The 16214-nt window shown below is 58.5% G+C and carries 21 protein-coding genes and 1 pseudogene; 6 read left to right on the plus strand and 16 right to left on the minus strand.

Annotation, left to right across the window (positions count from 1 at the left end; genetic code table 11):
* Positions 1-6: 6 nt before the first annotated feature.
* From EO776_RS17655 to EO776_RS17715, 13 genes and pseudogenes are all read right to left on the minus strand, one after another.
* Positions 7-255, minus strand: a pseudogene (locus EO776_RS17655) (CopG family ribbon-helix-helix protein); the annotation flags it as partial.
* Between the two features lie 135 nt (positions 256-390).
* Entirely contained in the window at positions 391-1278 is an 888-nt protein-coding gene (locus EO776_RS17660; RefSeq protein ID WP_094519632.1) for an energy-coupling factor ABC transporter ATP-binding protein, read from the minus strand.
* The gene (locus EO776_RS17665; RefSeq protein ID WP_094580075.1) at positions 1275-2090 is read right to left on the minus strand and encodes an energy-coupling factor transporter transmembrane component T family protein; all 816 of its coding nucleotides are present in this window, start codon (positions 2088-2090) and stop codon (positions 1275-1277) included. The genes EO776_RS17660 and EO776_RS17665 overlap by 4 nt, the downstream gene beginning before the upstream one ends.
* A gap of 2 nt (positions 2091-2092) precedes the next feature.
* On the minus strand, positions 2093-2416 hold the full coding sequence (locus EO776_RS17670) for a cobalamin transport operon protein (protein WP_094519630.1): 324 nt from the start codon (positions 2414-2416) through the stop codon (positions 2093-2095).
* On the minus strand, positions 2416-3096 hold the full coding sequence (locus EO776_RS17675) for an energy-coupling factor ABC transporter permease (RefSeq protein WP_094519629.1): 681 nt from the start codon (positions 3094-3096) through the stop codon (positions 2416-2418). The genes EO776_RS17670 and EO776_RS17675 overlap by 1 nt, the downstream gene beginning before the upstream one ends.
* A 136-nt stretch (positions 3097-3232) precedes the next feature.
* Positions 3233-3643 carry a CopG family ribbon-helix-helix protein gene (locus EO776_RS17680; RefSeq protein ID WP_049911851.1) on the minus strand — a complete coding sequence of 137 codons (411 nt, stop codon included), beginning with the start codon at positions 3641-3643 and terminating at the stop codon, positions 3233-3235.
* Between the two features lie 98 nt (positions 3644-3741).
* On the minus strand, positions 3742-4530 hold the full coding sequence (locus EO776_RS17685; RefSeq protein WP_094580074.1) for an ABC transporter ATP-binding protein: 789 nt from the start codon (positions 4528-4530) through the stop codon (positions 3742-3744).
* Positions 4521-5363, minus strand: coding sequence for an ABC transporter permease (locus tag EO776_RS17690; protein WP_008847095.1), 843 nt, complete (start codon positions 5361-5363; stop codon positions 4521-4523). Before EO776_RS17690 ends, EO776_RS17685 begins: the two co-directional genes overlap by 10 nt.
* A complete protein-coding gene (locus tag EO776_RS17695; protein ID WP_094519627.1) occupies positions 5363-6385 on the minus strand; it encodes an ABC transporter substrate-binding protein in 1023 nt (340 codons plus the stop codon). The genes EO776_RS17690 and EO776_RS17695 overlap by 1 nt, the downstream gene beginning before the upstream one ends.
* Positions 6386-6518: 133 nt before the next feature.
* Positions 6519-6947 (minus strand): CopG family ribbon-helix-helix protein, encoded by a 429-nt coding sequence (locus EO776_RS17700; RefSeq protein ID WP_094519626.1) that lies wholly within the window; start codon positions 6945-6947, stop codon positions 6519-6521.
* A gap of 151 nt (positions 6948-7098) precedes the next feature.
* Positions 7099-7584: a DoxX family protein gene (locus EO776_RS17705; protein ID WP_094519625.1), complete on the minus strand. Its 486-nt coding sequence runs from the start codon at positions 7582-7584 to the stop codon at positions 7099-7101.
* Positions 7585-7703: 119 nt separating this feature from the next.
* Positions 7704-8333, minus strand: a complete 630-nt coding sequence (locus EO776_RS17710) for a nitrous oxide reductase accessory protein NosL (protein ID WP_094519624.1) — start codon at positions 8331-8333, stop codon at positions 7704-7706.
* Between the two features lie 188 nt (positions 8334-8521).
* Positions 8522-8881, minus strand: coding sequence for a DUF7471 family protein (locus EO776_RS17715; RefSeq protein ID WP_094580072.1), 360 nt, complete (start codon positions 8879-8881; stop codon positions 8522-8524).
* 114 nt (positions 8882-8995) lie between these two features.
* On the opposite strand from EO776_RS17715, the gene EO776_RS17720 reads away from it, so the two are divergent.
* On the plus strand, positions 8996-9499 hold the full coding sequence (locus EO776_RS17720; protein ID WP_094519622.1) for a winged helix-turn-helix transcriptional regulator: 504 nt from the start codon (positions 8996-8998) through the stop codon (positions 9497-9499).
* Between the two features lie 96 nt (positions 9500-9595).
* A complete protein-coding gene (locus EO776_RS17725) occupies positions 9596-10282 on the plus strand; it encodes an SCO family protein (protein ID WP_094519621.1) in 687 nt (228 codons plus the stop codon).
* Positions 10283-10387: 105 nt separating this feature from the next.
* On the opposite strand, the gene EO776_RS17730 is transcribed toward EO776_RS17725, so the two are convergent.
* A complete protein-coding gene (locus tag EO776_RS17730; protein WP_094519620.1) occupies positions 10388-11188 on the minus strand; it encodes a sulfite exporter TauE/SafE family protein in 801 nt (266 codons plus the stop codon).
* Positions 11189-11370: 182 nt separating this feature from the next.
* Here EO776_RS17730 and EO776_RS17735 point away from each other — a divergent pair, with 182 nt between their 5' ends.
* The 4 genes from EO776_RS17735 (at position 11371) to EO776_RS17750 (ending at position 14898) form a co-directional block, all read left to right on the plus strand.
* A complete protein-coding gene (locus EO776_RS17735; protein ID WP_094519619.1) occupies positions 11371-11667 on the plus strand; it encodes a hypothetical protein in 297 nt (98 codons plus the stop codon).
* A gap of 174 nt (positions 11668-11841) precedes the next feature.
* A complete protein-coding gene (gene sufB / locus EO776_RS17740; protein WP_094519618.1) occupies positions 11842-13272 on the plus strand; it encodes a Fe-S cluster assembly protein SufB in 1431 nt (476 codons plus the stop codon).
* Between the two features lie 4 nt (positions 13273-13276).
* Entirely contained in the window at positions 13277-13417 is a 141-nt protein-coding gene (locus EO776_RS19950; RefSeq protein ID WP_432508932.1) for a DUF7563 family protein, read from the plus strand.
* Positions 13418-13863: 446 nt separating this feature from the next.
* Positions 13864-14898, plus strand: coding sequence for a transcription initiation factor IIB (locus EO776_RS17750; RefSeq protein WP_094519616.1), 1035 nt, complete (start codon positions 13864-13866; stop codon positions 14896-14898).
* 177 nt (positions 14899-15075) lie between these two features.
* Here EO776_RS17750 and EO776_RS17755 read toward each other — a convergent pair whose 3' ends face one another.
* Positions 15076-15639, minus strand: coding sequence for a transposase (locus EO776_RS17755; RefSeq protein ID WP_080508661.1), 564 nt, complete (start codon positions 15637-15639; stop codon positions 15076-15078).
* Positions 15636-16145 (minus strand): IS630 family transposase, encoded by a 510-nt coding sequence (locus EO776_RS17760; protein WP_080508662.1) that lies wholly within the window; start codon positions 16143-16145, stop codon positions 15636-15638. The genes EO776_RS17755 and EO776_RS17760 overlap by 4 nt, the downstream gene beginning before the upstream one ends.
* Positions 16146-16214: the final 69 nt, after the last annotated feature.

Consider the following 16214-nt stretch of genomic DNA (forward strand, 5'->3'; position numbering starts at 1 on the left):
GGCGCGGGAGGAGGTCAAGACGTCCTGAAACTGGTGTTGTACGTCGTGGATGTCTTCGATAACCGCTTCGTGTTCGTAATCGAAGGCCATGACGACGACGACGTCGCCTTCGATATCTTCCAATCTGGTGTGTGCCTCAATGTACTCTTGCATCGCTTCGCGGGCGCCACGCGAACGCGATTTTAATCCTTCTGCTTGCCACGTTTCATCGAACTCGGACAGGAGGTCATCGGGAATGTTGAAGCTTGTGCGCATGATTTGTTCTCTATTTTATCGGTGATTTATCTTCGAATATCACAGTACTCCCGAGTCGTAGGATATCGCTCACGTAGGCTCCGACCACTCGACTGAGTCTCATCAAGAAGTCGTAAGAGATGCCGAAGAAGGCGGTCAGTCATGTCTGTGTCCGTCTGTGGAGGGTTTCGGTGCGGTATTTGAATTCCCAGCTTCTGTCAGGAGCGACACGAGGTCCGATTCGGTCACCGGCTGTGCCGTCGCCCCCAGCTCCGCGTCACGAGCCACACGAACCGCGCTCGGTGGGTGAAGGTTCGCGTCCGCCAACAGGGCGTCGTCGTAGAAAACCTCTCGGGGTGTTCCGCCTCCGATGATGTTGCCTTCGGCCATCACGCAGACGCGGTCCGCGACTTCGGCGGCGAATTCGAGGTCGTGCGTCGACAGGACGACACTGATACCGTCCTCGTGAATTTGCTCGATCCGCTCCGCGACCAGCTGGGACCGATCGGGATCGAGCCCCGCGAGCGGTTCGTCGAGCACGACCACACTTGGTTCGAGGACGAGCACACCGGCGAGGCCAGCGAGCCGTTTCTCCCCGCCGCTCAGGTAGTGTGGGATTCGGTCTTCAAGATGGCTCGCGTCGACAGTCGCCAGCGCTTCACGAGCGCGTTCCCTCGCTTCGTCTCCGGGGACCCCGTAGTTCTGAAGGCCGAACATCACGTCGTCAAGGACTGTGGGCGCGACGAGTTGCGTATCGGCGTCTTGGAAGACGAACCCGACCTCTTTTCGCGCGTGTGGCTTGTTGTCCTCGGTGATCGGGGTGCCGTCGACGACGAGCTCGCCGTCATCGGGAATGAGGGTAGCGTTCAGATGTTCGAGGAGCGTCGACTTTCCGGCGCCGTTGCCACCGACGAGGGCCACGACCTCATCGGAATACACGGAGAAGTCGACCTCGTGCATACCAACCGTCCCGTCCGGGTACGTGTGGGCTTCACACTGTAAATCGACCAGGGGCCGCCGGTCTTCAGAATGATTCGTACTCATACTGGAATCACCTCGTAGACGCCGACCAGGGCGTAGGCGACGACGCCGGCGTAGCAAGCGGCGATAACGATGAGCTCACGAGCGGGCGGTCGCGGGACGTCCCCGTACAGCGTGAGGTCGCCGTCGTATCCGCGGGCTTCCATCGACTTGACGAGTCGTTCGGACTGCTCGATCGCCGACAGCATCGTCATGCCGAGGATCCGGGCGTACAGCCGTTTATTCGACCAGAATTCCGAGAAGTTCGCTCCGCGGGAGAGCGCGGCTTTCACCAAGTCCTCAAGCGTTTCGAGCATAACGAACGTGAACCGATAGGTGAGCAGGGCGATCTGGTCGATCGGTCGCGGGAGCAGTCGCCCGAGCATGTACGCGACATCGGTGTATTTGGTCGTCATCGACGCCGTCAGCGCGAACGTGACGACCGTGAGTGACCGACAACTGAGCTCCAAAAAGAGGGTGAGGCCCTCCCACGTGACCGAGAAACCGCCGAAGGGCGTCGGGACTGCGCCCCCGATCGGCGTCCCCGGTTCGAGAAACGCAAGCGGTCCGGCGACCGAGATGATGAACAGCATCGGGAGCGTGTACCAGCCGATGAGCCGCCGAAATGGCAGGTCCGCGAGTCCGTAGATCACTAGTACGGTTCCGTACAGACCGGCCAAGAGCGCGAGGCGGTCGAACACCGTGACGGCGAGAACGAGCACACCGACGACGCCGACCTTCGTCCACGGGTTGATTCGATGTAACGGTCCGTCTCGCCGCTCGGCGAACGCCGTAATGAGCCGGGGATCAGGGACGTGATTCGAGAGCGTTGTCACGGTTACCGTGTCGGTCGTTCGTCATCACCGAAGCCGCCGTAACGGTCGACGTAGACGTACAGCCCGAGACCCAAGAGGGCGAAGGCGAGAACAATTCCGCCGAATTCGACCATCAGTCCGCCCTTCCGGATGGGACCGGCAACGATGATACCACGTCCAAGATTCACGAGCGAGCCACCGCCGTCTTGGACGCCGCGTTGAAGCGCTTGCGAGGCCCGCTTTGCCCATGGAACGGCACCACCAGTCGCAGTGAACCCCCAGTAGCCAACGGCGAGGAACACCGAAAAGACGGCAGCCATGCTACCGTACTGCTTCCAGCGCTGCATCAGGCTGTCACCCCCGAGGGCTCATCGCGAGTGTCACGGTCAGTAAGTCCGACGAGGTCGGGGCGGACAGAAGCCAAGAACTGGACGATAAGTCCCGTAAGCAGCCCCTCAACGACTGCGACACCGAGGTTGAGAGCGGAGAGTCCACCAACGGCGATTAGCAGGTCACCACGCGGGAGCGCGCTCCCGTTAACCCCGCTGATGACGATGATTGCCCCCATCAGGAACGACCCCACTGAGAGGCCGAGTGTCGCGGCACTCGCGCTGGCGGGGAAGACGTCCCACTCCATCCCCATCAGCGTCTTGAACGCGTAGTAGGCGACAATCGCTTCGCTGGCGTTGATCAGCGTGTTCGCCCCGATTAGGCCGACCGCTCCGTGTCCGAGCGCCGCCGAAAAGATGTTGACGACCAGCGCGACGAGCGCGCCGAGAAGCGGTCCGGCGATGATACCCACGAGCCCGGTGAGATTCATGTGAATTCCGCCCCATACAGGAATGTTAAGCTGGAAGACGGCAAAGCTCGCAGCCGCGCCAATACCTGCGAGTGCGATCTGGTGTGTCTTTATTCCACCCTTCCGTATCCGATAGACCACAGTGGAGATTAGTCCAGCACCGATCAGCGTCCACAGCACGAGCGCCCAGAGGGGGAATGACCCTTCTCCAAGGTGAATGTGCGGCATGTCTGTTTGGCAATTGTAGATGTAGATATAATAACTTTGCTGTACCGAGCTAGATAATATAATAAGATGAATGTAAGGTTGGCCTGTAGGTTAATTCAAAATGTGGGTGCCCGTGCCGGTGACAGCGATGCCGAGCCTACGTATCGCTCGCTTCTGTGCCGTTTCGGTCGACGGGCACGACAGTGTATTCCACCGAGACAGACTCGTCCGCTCCTCGAACGGTGCCGATAAAATGGAGAACGTCTTGATACGCGGCTTCGACGACGAACGTCTCGACACAGCCGGCGTTCTCTCGGAGGCAGTTATGCGAGTTCGACCGGATGGCCCCTTCGAACTCATGGCGAATATCCATCATTCGGCGTTCAATCTCTGGTTCGTCGTATCCAAATACCGCAGTGACCGTTGCCAATACGCGCCGGTCCTCGTAGTCGCTCTCTTGATACTCCTCAAGCAGTGATTGACAGGCCTCACGAATCACCTCGCTCCGGCCGGTGTAGCCGTGTTCTTCCGCAAACGTATCGAGATCTTCTCGGAGTCGCTCCGTCATCGAGGAGCTCACGATAGGCATATGTTAAAATTTAATTCTAACATAATAGAGATGGCGGTCTAAAGAAAATAAATTAATAATCTTGCTGTGGGAGCGTGTTAGTGGTTAGTGTCGACAGGACTCCCGAGTTCATCCCTAATCTGTGCGACGTGGTCCACGAAGTCGCGGGCGGTCCGTTCACGTGGGTGTTCTAGATCAATGGAGAACGTTGATTGTACGGTTCCCGGGTCGGCATTCATGACGATCACGCGGTCAGCGAGGGTCACTGCCTCGTCGATGTCGTGGGTGACGAACACGACGGTCTGTCCGGTCTGCGTCCAGATGTCGAGCAGTTCCGCGTGTAAGCGGTCGCGCGTTTGAGCGTCGACACTACCGAACGGTTCGTCCATCAAGAGGATCTCCGGATCGGGGGCGAGCGCGCGAGCGATACCGACGCGCTGTTTCATGCCACCGGACAGCTCCTTCGGGTACGCGTCTTCGAAGCCGTCGAGCCCTACCAGGTCGATTAACTCCCCGACTCGTCCCTCGCAGTCGGGACAGTCACAGGCGGGCCGGTCAAGGCCAAACCGGATATTTCCGCGGACGGTTCGCCACGGGAACAGCGCGTACTCCTGAAAGACCATTCCCCTGTCCAGCCCAGGACCGGTAACCGGGTCTCCACCGACCAGTATCGAACCACCATCGGGATCGTCGAGCCCGGCGATCGCTCGCAACAGCGTCGTCTTCCCACACCCCGAGGGACCGACGACACAGCAAAACTCGCCCTCCGACACCGAGAACGAGACGTCATCGAGCGCCTGCGTCGACTCGTACGAGCGGCTGACGTTCTGGATAGTGATCTTCTCACGGGAGTCCCGGTCGGTGGACGAGTCCGTACTCAGCGCCATGCAAGGACCCTCCGTTCGAGCAGGCGGAACCCGACGTCCATACAGAGGAACGCCAAGCTGATCAGGAACATGTACGCGACGCTGGTCGCCATCGCGAGGTTGTTCGAGGCGTTGATGATCTCGTAGCCGACGCCTGGTGCGCCGAACAGCTCGGCACCGACGACGATCATCCAGCAGCGACCGATGCTCGTCCGGAATCCGGTCAGCACTTGGGGAGCCGCACTCGGGAGCGCGACGAGTTTCAACATCGAGAGGTCGCGCTCGACACCGAGCGTCGACGCGGCGTCGGTCAGTTCGGTCGAAACGCCCTCGACGCCGCCATACGCGCCGTAGAAGTTGATCCAAAATGCACCGACGAAGACGATGAACGCCGCACCGGTGTGGTGGATACCGAACCAGACGATCGCGAAGACGATCCACGCCAGCGGCGGGATCGGTCGCAGGACCCGGACGAGCGGCCGCAGCCAGTCGTCGAACGCACCGTTCCAGCCCATCGCCAGTCCGAGACCGATCCCACAGGTCGCACCGAGAAGGAGCCCGGGAACGTAGTGGAACAGCGTCTGCGCGAGATGTGCAAGCCCGGTTGGGAGTACGAGACTCGATCCCAGAATGGGGACCACAATCGCCGTCGAGGTCGCGAACAGGTCGATAAACGCGCGCACCGAATCGAGGGGGCCCGGCACCAGATACGACGGCTGGGTCGTCATCGCGCCAACCCACCAGACGAGCAGGAACACGAGGAGACCGCCGAGGCCGCGAAGATACCGCCGCAGGTCCCCCTCGAAGGTTTTGGCCGTCAGCGCGTTCGAACTGGTGTCGGTCTGCGTGCTCATTACTGTATTGCGTCGTAGGGGTCGAACGCGAACAGGTCCTCGGTCGCGACTGACTCCTCAATGTTGCCGACGTTGGCGACGAACTCTCCCATCGTCGCGGCCTGATCAGTGATCGCGTGGGGATCCGAGATGAACTCCGACGCCTTCGAATCCACGGCGGCCGTCGCGAGGTCTTCACTCACGCCGGAGCCGATGACCGAGGCAGCGTGGCTGGCGGCGGCATCCGGGGAGTTCCCCGTGAACTCGGTCGCCGCGACGTGCTGTTCGACGAGCGATTGGGCGACCTCATCGTCGTCGAGCACTCGCTGGTTCGCGAACAGCACCGTGACGGGGTGGTTGTCCAGGATGTTCCCGGACCAGGCGAGTTCCCCGAACCCGTCAGCTTGGCCGATGACCGTCGCAAACGGCTCTTGGATGATCGTCGCGTCGATGTCACCCGACTGAATCGTCTGAACCGCCTTCGCTGGCGGTACTTTCGACTTGTTGATCGCAGACTCCATCTCCCCGACATCTATGTCCTCCTGGATCCAGTATCTGAGGACGATGTCGGGGACGCTCCCGTCCGGTGGGGCACCGAACCGGACCTTGCGGCCGCGCTCTTCCTCGAAGCGCTCGAACACGGCTGGGCCCTCCTGTTCGTAGAGATCGACGAGCTCGGTTGTCCCCATGATCTTGAAGCCGGATCTCGAGTTCGCGGCGAGGATGCCAGCGTTGGTCCCTTTGTCAACAAGGACCATTGCGGGAGTGATCCCGAAGAGCGCAACGTCGACGTTCCCACTCGCGAATGCCTTGACAACACTGGGGCCGGAGCTGAACCGCTCTATCGTGACATCCGTCGGAACGTCCTCGTAGTACCCCTCTTGTTCCATCACGTAGTGTTGCATGTTCGGGTAAATAGGGACGTACGCGACCGTGACGGAATCGAGGGACCCACCTCCCTGACCGAGACAGCCAGCGACTCCCGTCGCAGCAATCGTGGTTGCGCCCGTCTGGAGTAGTCTTCGGCGCGAGATGTGAATCATCAGTGTTGTTAACACTAAAAGTAATCATAATAATACCTGTGATTCTTCTAAATGAGATTAATACTTTTGCTGGATGGGGTTCGGAGATATTGGTATTGATGGGGGTGAATTCAGCGAGGGAGGAAAAGCAGAATCAGCTCAGATCGGCCAGCGGGCTGAAATCATCTACTGGAGATACGGAGTAATCAATTGTGAGAGTGTCCTTAGTCGCTCGAATCTTTCCAACAAACGCCGAGATCTCTTCGAGAGACCCTTCGAGCACAAACAGTTCCATACAGTGATGTCCGCCAACGTGACTATGGAAATTCGAAGCGACGATGTCCTCGTATTCGTGGCGAAGGTGCATCATTTTCTCTTCTACAGTCGTCGTTTCGTAGTCGAATAACACGGTGACCACTCCCATCAGTTCGCGCCCTTCGAGTTTCTTGTCCTCGAATTCACCCATGAGGTTCCGACTCGCCTCCCGAAGGACCTCACTCCGACCAGTGTATCCGTGGTCGTCGGCAAACTGATCAATCCGCTCAAGCAATTCCTCAGGCATTGAGACGCTTACTACGCTCATATAGCAACTTAGCCGGTAGAATATATTAAGATTTATTATTTTTATTCGCTGGTCGCCGATCGAGGTTCCTCTGATAGAGAAGCAGGACGTCTCGACATCATCAGCTCTGGCTCAAAATTCGCAGTTCAGCACGAGCAGTTAATTTTCTGACTCACGCCGACACAGATTCGTCCCTGACGGTACTTCCCAGAACGAGTGCGCCGGCAATGATTACGAGATTCTTTACAATATACTGACCCTCGACCGTTAACCCGTACGGGAACGTGGTATAGACAACTTCAGGGAGCAGTACCATCGGGAGGAACGTACCCGGAAGTTGGAGTGCCAACAGCAGCAATCCAACACGCGTAAGCGGTGGATAGAGCAGACAGATCCCGATGATCACCTCCCACACGCCAAGTACCGGGACGAAAAACTCAGGCGGAAGAACGTACACCGTAGAGGCGACGAGGTCACCGGCCGGCGAGACGCCGAGTATCTTGAGTGCGCCGAACCAGATGAACACCACTCCGACAGCGGTTCGCAACGCTGGAACACTCCAACGGTCCATTTTCGATGCCAGTGTCGCGTCGAGTGCGTCTAACCGCTCTTGATACACTGTTAGCGTGTCTTTCGATTCGTTTTCTGAGGTTGCCATCGCGTGTGTAATAGCTACGATTTTGCCGGACAAAAGGCTTCTAGCTCCTGATCAACCGTGTCAGATTCTTTGAGTAGAACCTGTGTGGTTCTCATTATCTCCACTATGAGAAAAGTCAATTAGTTCATCCCAGTCATCTGGATTCCATCAACGAGTGACCGATCGATGTCGTCGTACCCGATCGTCCGTCCACCGTAATTATCAGCGAACGATTCAGCTTCGCTGGGTTCCGAGAACGGCATGAGATCTGGCCCCATTCCACCCATTACATCCGATTCGATGACGTATGTGAGGCCCGTGGCATCGGCGAATGTATCGGGGGCGGTCGGTGCTGGTATCTTCTTTCGCTCAGTGTCTTCAGGGATCTCCCAATCAACACGGGAGTAGTCCGTGACGTATACCGCGGTCGCCTCCGCGCCGTCAGCTACCAGGTTAAGATGGTACGGGAAGAGACCATGTGCGAGCGTGTGAAACCAAGCAAGGTTCTCAGTTCCTTCGGAGCCTTGGACGGGGCCCTGTCTGGGTTCGGGTTCTGTATCGGCGTAGAACACCTGCCCATTAGGGCCTCCATGGTCTCCAATGACCATTCCACCTTGGTAGTCAGTCTTTTGACCCGACAAATCCACCGGTTCAGGACTTGAGCCAGAGGATCCTCCAACGCAGCCAGCCGTTCCAATTACGGCTCCCAAGCCGACTGTATGAACGACCTGTCGACGCGATACCAAATGCGAGTCAGGTTCAGATTTCATAGCTATAGTTCTTCATATAGAGTCAATACGATTCTGGTGTGACTGTCGAACGGCGTTTGCCAGAGGACATAAACCACTCACAGGAGGCGTTCGCTCCGGATCAACGAGCGTACAGATCGGTCTGGAGTGGACGATGTCTGGCGCTGATTGGTATGTACTGGTGTCAAGCTGGCTAGGACCCAGCCAAGCTAGTCGCTTGTGACCTCCTCACCAAGCGAACCTGGGGCGTGAGCGTACACGGCGTAGAGGATCATCGCAGCGATCAGGAAGTCGAGGCTGTGTTCGACGAAGTGGTGAACCGGCATCGGAACAGCTCCCAGAACAGTCCCAGCGCCAATCAGTGACCGTAGAACAAGCACCCCAACCGCGGCGCTGATCAGTCGGTACTGGCCGGTCTGGCGGCGTCGATACGCGACGAGGCTCACGACGAAGAGCGCGCTGGTTCCGATTCCGGCACACGCGATGACGGCCAGCAGTACGGGCGACCCCTGAACGGTCAATGGCACGAGAGCCGAGAAGACGGCCCGAACGATGAGCGACGCGATCACGACACTGGCCAGTATGCGTTGGGAGTGATAAGAAGACACGGGGCGAAACGTTCTCATGGGAGGAAAGCCCCCGACAGGTTTTATCTCTCAGCCGATTACAGGCGAATACTCACGATGGCGACGATCAGAGATCGGGTGCGACGACACGTCCGCGAGACACCTGGTGTCCACTTCAACCAGGTGGAACGCGATCTGGACATCGCCACCGGACAGGCGCAGTATCATCTCCGACGACTAGTGAACGACGGGGAGTTGATCGTCGAGCGGATCGCTGGTCGGGCTCACTACTTCGATCCCACCTTCGACCAGTGGGAACGACACGCGCTCGCGTTCCTTCGACGCGAGACCGCCCGCGAGATCGTGTTGCGACTCCATGCGGACGGCCCTCGTCGTCCAGAAACACTTGCCACAGAATTGGATCTCTCACGAAGCACGGTCTCATGGCACGTCTCGACTCTCGGCGACGCTGGAATCGTGACGAAGTCCGACGACCGTCCGATGACAATCACGCTAACCCGCCCGGAACACACAGCTGAGTTGCTTGATGTGGTGTCGCCCTCGCTACCAGACCGGCTCGTCGACCGGTTCATCCGGACTGTCGACAACCTCTTTGAATGAGGCGCTGACTGGCTGGACTCGTCCAGATCGGACGCAAGTGGCGCATTCGAAGGTCACACCAGATACCTCAAAGCCGCGGGACCGATACGCAAACGTATGGACCGACGGATTTTCTGTAAAACGGTCGGCGTCGCGGGAGTCACCGCCGGCACTGCCGGTTGTCTTGGTGTCCTTGGTAGTAGTGGCGCCGAAGGAACTATTCTCGGACCGCCGGAGCAAGACCTCAGCGAGGCGTCATTCCCGAGCTACGGTGACAACATGCCCGAGTTCACTGTCCCCGACCCGATCCACGGTGAGGAGATATCGACGGCCCAGTTCGAGGGCGAGCGCGCGGTGCTGTGGACATCATTTTACACCAACTGTCCGGATGGGGTGTGTCCCGCACTCATTCTCCGGCTTCGTCGCGGACAGGAGGCCGCTGCTGAGGCGGGGTACAGCGACCAAGTCGCGTTTCTCCCCATCACGTTTGATCCCGAGCGGGACACCGCCGAGGCCCTCCGTGAGTACGCCGGCCAGCAAGGGGTTGACCTCGACGCGGGTAACTGGCACTTCCTCCGGACAGAGACCTACGAGCGGGCCCAAGAGATACACGACGAGCACTTCGGTCTGAAGATCGAGAAGCAACCAGCAGATGACATCGAGAATCTAGAGTACCGTTTCCCGCACTACGGGCTCATCATTCTTGCCAATAAGCAAGGGATCATCGAGCGGGCGTACCCACGGGGCCCGCGAACCGACATCGACCGGCTCGTCGACGACCTCGAACGAGTGGCCACCGCGTGACAGTTCTTGGGCTCTGGGAGGCCAGCTACTGTCATTTTCCGCATCGTAGTTGTTGATTGGAGCCCGTCGCTTGTATCGAGCCAGCGAAATGTGACCAGTACTCGGTTAGTGCCCCATCGCACCCCCGAGGGGCTGGTAATGCGGGAACATCGGATGTGGGAGGTGAACACCGAGCGCCATCAGCCCGTGCGCGAACAGCACGTACCCCAGCACGACGAACACCACACCGAGCAGCCGATGAACGCGTCGCCGGTGGGCAACGTCGATCGACTGGATAATCGTCCCATAGAGGAAGACGGCTGGAATCGTCCCGATACCGAGGGCACCGAGAGCGATTCCACCGGTGGTCGGGGAGCCGCTCGCGAAGGCGAACAGATACGCGGGATACAGCATCGGGCAGGGAAGAAACGCGTGGACGGCTCCGAGCCCGACAATACTCGGGCTGTTGACGTGCCGATGGACTCTCGTTGCGAGCCACGACGTAACGCGCTGGACGCCGGGTATTCGAATATCGCCTCCGCTTCCTCCAATCACATATCGAACGCCCGTCGCCACAATGAACCCTCCGACGGCAAGACCGACAACACCTCGCAGGAGGTCGGCGATCGGTGTCAGCTGGTCAGCGGTGACGAACACGACACTTCCGAGCGCGCCGAAGACGGCCCCGAGAATTGCGTATGTCGTCGCTCGGCCGACGTTGAACAGGAAGTGCTGACGAACCTCGTAGGTCGTGAGATGACCGGCACGCCCGTCGTTGGCTGTCACCGTCCCGCCATCTGGCTGCGGGTTCATCTGCTTCGAGTACATCGTCACAAGTGGACCGCACATCCCGATACAGTGTGCGCCGCCGAGCACGCCGATGAGAACGAAGAGGACGACATCAATCCGGAGGAGCGACTCGATCATAGTTGTCCTCGGTTGCGTACGGGTTTGTGTCGTCTGGTGTATCTCTCGAACGAGCCCGGACAGATACCGAGGACGTGCTACTATAGGCAAACAAGAGGTCGCACTTGGCTGGAGACGTTCGAAAGCATCTGGAGTGGGGCTTGGCGCAACAATTCTTCAGAGTGGGCGCCAACATACCAACAATGACGGACGAAATCGACATCCCAACCGAGCCGCGGGCTGCGGTCGACGCACTGGCAGTCCATCTGACTGCGACCGCAGATCGCCCAGTCCCGCCAGTGACGAACCGATGGCTCGGAGAGGCTGAAGCCGTCGCCCGCGATGCTGCCAGTGATGATCTTGACACGCAAACCAGACAGAAACGGGTTCGGCAAGTTGCTACACTGCTTGAGTCGGCTGACGAAACGGGCGACGTGGTCGCCGACCGCCACATTGAAGCAGCGATCGAGTGCTGTCAAGTCATTCTCGGTAACGAGTGACGGTGACCCTGTTTCTACCGAATAGTCCTCTTGCCACATATTAAATTCTACCGAGTAGAGAAACCGAATTAAACTACACAAAGTTATTCATTTTCGTTAAAGAAACTATTATAAGTTACTAACGAGTGTTCCAGCGCACCACACTTATATTCGTAGTCTCTGAAGAATACTTTGATGAGTTCAAAACAAGACGATCTTAAAGAGACAAATACCGAGGCCCGTTTCGAGTTCAAGAAGGAGGAGAAGTCTGCCTTCCAGACCGAGAAGGGTCTCACCGAGGAGACGGTCCGCGTCATCTCGGAGGACAAAGACGAACCGGAGTGGATGTTGGAGCGCCGCCTGCGAGCGCTCGAACAGTTTCAAGAGATGCCGATGCCCACCGACTGGCCCGGCCAGCCGGACCTGAGTGAGGTCGACGTCGACGATATCGTTCCCTACATTCGGCCGGACGTCGACGTGCGGGCGGGCGTCGACGACTGGACGGAACTCCCGGACGACATCAAGGACACCTTCGACAAGCTGGGCATCCCGGAAGCCGAAAAGAACGCGCTCTCTGGTGTCGGCGCGCAGTACGAATCGGAGGTCGTCTACCAGAACATGCAGGAGCGGTGGGAGGAGAAGGGCGTCATCTTCTGTAATATGGATGAGGCCGTCCAAGAGCACGAGGAGCTCGTCCGGGAGCACTTCATGACGAAGTGCGTCCCCCCGAGCGACAACAAGTTCGCCGCTCTTCACGGCGCCATCTGGTCGGGCGGCTCGTTCGTCTACGTCCCCGAAAACACCACCGTCGACATGCCCGTGCAGGCGTACTTCCGGATGAACTCCGAGGGGATGGGTCAGTTCGAGCACACGCTCATCATCGCCGAGGAGGGCTCGGAAGTTCACTACATCGAGGGCTGTTCCGCCCCGAAGTACTCGAAGTTCAACCTCCACTGCGGCGGCGTCGAAGTGTTCGTCGACGAGGACGCACACGTTCAGTACTCGACCGTGCAGAACTGGTCGAAGAACACGTACAACCTGAACACGAAGCGCGCCATCGCCGACAAGGGCGGGCGCATGGAGTGGATCTCCGGCTCGATGGGGTCGAAGGCGACGATGCTGTACCCCTCGACGATCCTGAAGGGCCGCGGCGCCTCCGACAACCACATCACCATCGCCTTCGCGGGCGAGGGCCAGGACATCGACACCGGCGCGAAGGTGTACCACAACGCGCCGGACACCAAGTCGACCGTCGAGTCGAAGTCGATCGCGAAGGACGGCGGCCGCACCAACTACCGGGGCCTCGTCCACATCGCGGACGGCGCCGAGAACTCCTCAACCGCCGTGGAGTGTGACGCGCTGATGTTCGACAACGAGTCGACGTCGGACACGATGCCGTACATGGAGATCAACGAGTCGAAGGTCGACGTCGCCCACGAGGCCACCGTTGGGAAGATCGGCGACGAGGACATCTTCTACCTCCAGTCGCGCGGTCTCGACGACGACGACGCCAAACAGATGATCGTTTCGGGCTTCATCGAGCCCATCACGGAGGAGCTGCCGATCGAGTACGCCGTCGAGCTCAACCGGCTCGTCGAGCTCGAGATGGAGGGTTCGCTGGGGTGATCTGATGCCGGAGTGCGCCCACTGCGGAGCACACGTCTCACAACAGTTTGTGACCGTGTTCGGGTTAGACGGTGGTGACGTAGTTGCCTGTCCAGCATGTTCCGGTCGGGCACACATCGCAGAGACGATCGTGGATCGATACTAGTCTCAGACCATGGAACACTGCTTTGCGTGTGAGACCGATTACGGGTACCTCGGAACGGCCCCGCACGAAGGGTCCTGTCCAGCCTGCGGCTCGACCGCTGTCACTCCTGCAGGCGACCTCAGCGTCGTCGACACAACAACATGGGAGAGCGCGAACGGGCTCTCAACGGTCCACGTGACGGCGACTGACAACCGATCACGCCGGTTTGAATTTGTCATTGCGGCGCGGCGGGGACGAGGGAAACTCGTCTGTCTCGCGATCGACGGAGTGACAGTACCCACCGAGACAGTGTGGTCAGTTCCATCTGCCGTTGCTACGAGAGTCACCGCGCACGGTATCAGGATCAGCGACTCGACGCCGGCTCAGAGCCCACAATGAACGGTACTGGCCAGGCACACAGTCGAACGCGTCTGTTCTGCCCCGGTCACGAGAGGTGATTCGACTTGATGAACAAGCGCACTAACGAAGAGCGACCGGACACAGTTTCCCGCAAAAACGGTACTGATGCGCCCTCATCGAGCGAAACTGGCGACGGACAGTCTGTTACCGACGCAGTTTCGGTGGAGAATGGGGACGAACGGCACAGTCAGACTACTTGTCCGGAGTGTCACGGACGACTTCGTCGAGCCGATGATGACGTTGATGCGGTCTGTGACGACTGTGGACTCGTCGTTTCAGACGCGACGCTTGATACGAACATCAAACTGTACACGCCGGACGGCACCGGCGATCAGGACTCTCGCGTCGGGCCATCGAGCACGAACCTCTTACACGATAAGGGGTTATCGACGGTGATCGGGTGGCAAGACACCGACGCGAAGGGGAACGCGCTGTCGGGAGAACGGCGACAACAGATGCGTCGCCTTCGACGATGGGATGAGCGCTTCCGACGACGCTCATCGGCGGATAGGAATCTCATGCATGCGCTCGGTGAGATCGACCGCATGGCTTCCGCGCTCGGCGTGCCCGAAAGCACCCGAGAGACGGCAGGCGTCATCTACCGTCGCGCACTTGCGGACGGACTCCTTCCGGGTCGAGCCGTTGAAAGCGTCGCCACTGCGGTGCTGTACGCGGCGAGTCGCATGGATGACGTCCCGCGCTCTATCGACGAGGTTTCAACAGTAAGCCGCGTCGAACAAATTCGCGTCGAGCGGGCGTATCGACACGTCTCACGTGAACTCGGATTGGAAATTGCTCCGACAGACCCCCGCTCGTTCATCGGACGGATCGCGTCGGACGTAGAGTGTACGGACGCAACGGAGCGGGAGGCACGACATCTCGCCGGAGCCGCGGTTGAAAACGGCGTACACAGCGGAAAACATCCGGTAGGTATCGCCGCAGGAGCACTGTACGCGGCCGCTAAACGATGCGAGGAGTCGCTCCGACAAGCAGATATCGCTCGTGCTGCGGACGTGAGCGAGATGACGATACGGAACCGGTATCCTGAGATTTTGGCCGCAACAGATACGGAGGATGAGTAGACACAGTAAATGACAACGCTGCCCCCGAACTCAGAGGCGTATCTGGCTAACCCACATACAAGCTTGCTGCTGTATGGCGATTCAGCACAGCCTCTTACCCCAAATATTCGATTCTTTTGTTCGATGCCGGACTGTTCCGCCAAAGAAAATAATTTTTCTTCGACTGATTGATAGTGGTTACGATAAATCTTTACCAGTAAGATACGGCCAGATATTTGGTTCGGTGATTGCGCTCAATCCTCGTGTCATGTAGTCTTTCAGCGTTGAGAGATCTGGAACAAGGCGGTACTTGAACCACTCTTGGAGCTGATCCCAACATCCTTCGACGGCGTTCAATTCGGGAAGCTTTGACGGGAAGTACCACACTTCAAGGTCGTCTCCACGCACGCACGAGACCGAACTGTCTCCGACAGTTTCGGTCTCTCGCTCACCGCTGACGTGTTCCCAGAGATCCCTCGCGTAGAAGTAGCCCGCTCGGTCCAGAAACACCACTAATTCATCACCAAACTCGTCTTTCAATGCCTCTAACAGCCGAATTCCGTGGAATCTGGTCAAGTTCTCTTCCGTCCAGCAAAAGAGGCTGTCACCGTCGTCGGTGACAGCGCCCAGCACTGTCACCGACTTCCAAGACGTTGCCGTCTCTATCGTCGGATTTGACCCGATTGGGTACCAGCCACGCCGCTGGACAGTTCCGACGTGTTTGGTGAACTGATCGACGACAACGACCGTTTTTTCGCTCAATTCGGGCTGTTTTTTTCGACTGTCTCTTGGAACTCGGCCTTCTCCTCGGGGTCAGCTTCGTGGTGTCGAGGCCGTGCTGTCCGCAAGGACAGTCCGGCCTCTCTCAACAACTCGTACGCGTAGTTCTCGTGGTATTCGACGCCATACTCTTTTTTGACGTGGTGGAGCAAGAGCTTCGCAGACCACGCTTGCTGGTCGTAGCCGAGTTCAGTCGGTGGCTGTTGTAGCTGTTCGAACAGCTGTTCACGCTCTTCTCCCTGGATTTTTGCTGGTCTTCCTGGTCGAGGTGTGTCGTAGGGAGCTTGCTCGATCGGTTCTTTTTCGAACCGATCGAGCCAGTTGCGGATCGTTTTCTCGACGACGCCATGGCGTTCAGCCAACGTATCCAAGTGATCGCCCTGTTTGCGTCCGATCGCCGCGAGAACACGTTCTCGCGGCTTCCCTTCGTCGATCTGCCCTTTGAGTTCGTAGAGTTCCTCAAGCGTGACCCCGTCGAGCCGACTCATTACCAGCTCTACTACGCATAAAGGTAAATATTTTCTTTAATCACTATGAAACCTGTCGACCTTTAGACT

Origin of the sequence: Halorubrum ezzemoulense (assembly GCF_004126515.1) — an archaeon.
Lineage (GTDB): Archaea > Halobacteriota > Halobacteria > Halobacteriales > Haloferacaceae > Halorubrum > Halorubrum ezzemoulense.